Here is a 3,395-nt window from a genome sequence, read left to right as displayed (position 1 = left end):
TCGCAAAGAACACCGGCGAGGCGATCACCAGCGCGCCGGCGGAGTCGAGCGCGGCGTACACCTCGCGCATGCGGTCGCGGATGACGCACTCGCCCGTCAGCGAGCACGCGTTGCACCCTCGGCACGGCTCGATCCCCGGCTCCGCCGCCACGATGGCCGCCGTGGCCGCGCCAGCCTCGCGCGCGCCCTCGAGCGCGGCATCGAGCATGCGCTCGCTGTTGCCGTGGCGGCGCGGGCTGCCCGCGATGCCGAGGACCGCGGCGGCCTCAGGCACGCTCGGGCCCGCCGAACAGCCGGCGCGCGTTCTCGAGCGCCGCCAGCGAGACCACCTCGGCCGGCTCGCCACGCACCTCCGCCGCCTTCGTGATCGTGAGCGTGACCCACGCCGGCTCGTTGGTGCGCCCCCGCAGCGGCTCGGGCGCCATGAACGGGCAGTCCGTCTCGAACAGGACGCGGTCGAGCGGAACGGCGAGCAGCGCCTCGCGGACGTCGGCCGCGCGGCGGAAGGTCAGCGGGCCGGCGAACGAGATGTGACACCCGAGCTCGAGGAAGGGCGCCACGAGCGCGGGGCCGCCGGTGAAGCAGTGCAGGACGCACCCGGCATCGGGCAGGCCGACCTCGCGCATGAGCGCGATGCCCTCCTCGTGCGCCTCGCGCAGGTGCACGACGGCCGGCAGGTCGAACTGCCTGGCGAGTTCGAGCTGTGCCGAGAACGCGCTCACCTGGTCGGCGCGCGGCGAGTGGTCGTAGTGGAAGTCCAGCCCGATCTCGCCGATCCCGGTGACCACGGGCAGCGCGGCGAACTCGGTGATGAGCGCGCGCACGGACTCGTCGTAGTGGCGCGAGTTGTGAGGGTGCACGCCGACGATGACGCGGACCTCCGGCGGCACGCTGTCAGGGATCGCCCAGTTCACGAGCCGCGCGTTCGCCTCGTCCGCCCACGCCTGGACGCTGTCGAGCGAGGCGCCCGCGTTCTCCGTCGGGTCGACGACCGTCACCACGAACGTCGTCCCCGCGAGCGCCGCGCGCTCGAGCGCGCCGGCCGGGTCGTCGAGCATGTCGAGGTGCGCGTGGGTGTCGGCGCTGCGCGCGCCGATCACCGGCAGGTCGACGTTGCCCGGCGACATCGAAGCGCTACCCCTCCTCGACGATGCGCGGGAACAGCGGCTCGCCCTTGTCCACCGCAGCGCCCACCGTCAGGCCGCCCCATGCCGCGCGGGCGGGCAGGTCGGTGACGGCAGCGAGGTCGCCGGCGCCGATGCGCCGCCACACCTCGGCCGACGTCGCGGGCATGACCGGCGCGGTGTGGAGCGCGATGATCCTGACGGCCTCGAGAGCGTCGTGGATGACGGCCGCCAGGCGCGGGTGCGTCGCCGGGTCCTTCGCGAGGTTCCACGGCGCCGCGGTCTCGACGTAGCGGTTCGCGCACTTCACGACGTCCCATGCGGCCTCGAGCGCGCCCGCGTAGTCGAACTCGCGCATCGCGGCCTCGTAGCGCTCCGGCAGCGCCTCGGCGAGCCCGCGCAGCTCGGCATCCTCGGCGGTGACCGGCTCGGCATCCGGACGCGCGGGCACGATGGCGTCGAAGTACTTCTCGGTCATGTTGAGCAGGCGCGAGACGAGGTTGCCCCAGTCGTTGGCCAGATCGCCGTTGTAGCGCTGGACCATCGCCTCCATCGAGATCGCGCCGTCCGCGCCGAACTGCACGTCGCGAAGGAAGTAGTAGCGGTAGCCGTCGACGCCGAACCTCGCGACGAGATCGGCGGGGCTCTGCGCGTTGCCCTTCGACTTGCTCATCTTCTCGCCCTTGGCCAGCAGGAAGCCGTGCGCGAAGACCGTACGCGGCAGCGGCAGCCCGGCCGCCATGAGCATCGCCGGCCAGATGACGCAGTGGAACCGGATGATGTCCTTGCCCACGAAGTGGACGTCGGCGGGCCAGTAGCGCTCGAAGCGCTCCGAGTCGACCCCATAGCCGGCCGCGGTCACGTAGTTGAGCAGCGCGTCGATCCACACGTAGGTCACGTGGTTCTCGGCGAAGGGCAGCGGCACGCCCCAGGTGAACGTCGTGCGGGAGATCGACAGGTCCTTCAGACCGCCGCGCACGAACGAGACGACCTCATTGCGCCGCGTCTCAGGCTGTACGAACTCAGGCCGCTCCTCGTAGAGGGCGAGCAGACGGCCGGCGAACTCGGAGAGCTTGAAGAACCAGTTGTCCTCGCGAACGAACTCGACGTCGCGGCCGCAGGTGGGGCACTTCCCCTCCGCAAGCTGCTCGGCCGTCCAGTAGGTCTCGTCGGGCACGCAGTACCAGCCCTCGTAGTGGCCCTGGTACAGGTAGCCGTCGTCGTGCAGCTTCGTCCAGAACGCCTGCACGCCGGCCTTGTGGCGCTCCTGGGTGGTGCGGATGAAGTCGTCGTTGCTGATGTCGAGCATCTCCCAGGTCTCGAGGAACCTCGGCGCGATCGAGTCGCACCACTCCTGAGGGGAGACGCCGTGCTCCTCGGCGGCCTGAGCGACCTTCTGCCCGTGCTCGTCGAGGCCGGTGAGGAAGAAGACGTCCGAGCCGGTCATCCGGCGGTAGCGTGCGAGCGCGTCCGCGGCGACGGTCGTGTACGCCGTGCCGAGGTGCGGCACGGAGTTCACGTAGTAGATCGGCGTCGTGAGGTAGAACGAGGGCCTGTCCATACGTTACGCTTCACGCCTTCAAGGGCAAGTTCTGACAGCAGAGGGCGGCACATCGGGGCTTCCGCCGGCCGGCGGGCCATCGGGTTCCGATGATACCCCAAGGCCGCGGCAGGCATGGGCGGGGGAAGGCGGGAACGATGAGGGACACCGGAATAGTCCGCAAGCTCGACGCGCTCGGGCGCATCGTCATTCCGATGGAGCTGCGCCGCACCTTCGGCATCGACACGGGCGACCCGATCCGCGTGTTCGTGGACGGCGACCGCATCGTCTTGCAGAAGCACGAGGCCTCGTGCGTGTTCTGCGGGACGACGGAGGGTGTCGGCGCGGTCCTGGAGCGCGCGGTGTGCACGGACTGCCTCGCGGCGATCAAGAAGGGCTGAGGCCTTCGCCCTAGCCCGAGCCGAGCGACGCGCGGTACACGCGGTTGCGAGGCGCCCCGGTCTCGGCGGCGACGAGCCTGACCGCCTGCGTGCGCGCAACGCCCTCGCGCACCCGCGCGTCAACGAGTGCGCGCAGGTCGTCGTCCGTGTGCGCGGCCGCGCCCTCGCCCGCAGCGGGCGGGCCGATGAGCAGCACGACCTCCCCCTTCACCTGCGCGCGCGAGGCGATCTCGGCCGCGACCTCGGCCGTGGTGCCCCGGACGACCTCCTCGAAGCGCTTCGTGAGCTCGCGCGCGAGCGCCGCGCGCCTGGCCGGGAACACCTCGGCGA

General features: G+C 71.3%; 4 protein-coding genes. 1 reads left to right on the top strand and 3 read right to left on the bottom strand.

Translation table 11 applies throughout. The features are described from left to right. From FDZ70_08115 to metG, 3 genes are all read right to left on the bottom strand, one after another. On the bottom strand, positions 1–346 hold a 346-nt coding region (locus tag FDZ70_08115; GenBank protein ID TLM72838.1), incomplete at its 3' end, for a flavodoxin family protein. Further along, positions 267–1,127: a TatD family deoxyribonuclease gene (locus FDZ70_08110; protein TLM72837.1), complete on the bottom strand. Its 861-nt coding sequence runs from the start codon at positions 1,125–1,127 to the stop codon at positions 267–269. The genes FDZ70_08110 and FDZ70_08115, both read right to left, overlap by 80 nt. 7 nt (positions 1,128–1,134) lie before the next feature. Then, on the bottom strand, positions 1,135–2,685 hold the full coding sequence (gene metG, locus FDZ70_08105; protein TLM72836.1) for a methionine--tRNA ligase: 1,551 nt from the start codon (positions 2,683–2,685) through the stop codon (positions 1,135–1,137). Positions 2,686–2,822: 137 nt separating this feature from the next. Here metG and FDZ70_08100 point away from each other — a divergent pair, with 137 nt between their 5' ends. Further along, a complete protein-coding gene (locus FDZ70_08100; GenBank protein ID TLM72835.1) occupies positions 2,823–3,065 on the top strand; it encodes an AbrB/MazE/SpoVT family DNA-binding domain-containing protein in 243 nt (80 codons plus the stop codon). Positions 3,066–3,395 lie beyond the last annotated feature (330 nt).

This window comes from Actinomycetota bacterium (assembly GCA_005774595.1).
In the GTDB taxonomy this organism is placed as follows: Bacteria; Actinomycetota; Coriobacteriia; order Anaerosomatales; family D1FN1-002; genus D1FN1-002.
Note: the sequence above shows the minus strand (reverse complement) of the source record. Positions and strands in the feature narration are given on the sequence as shown.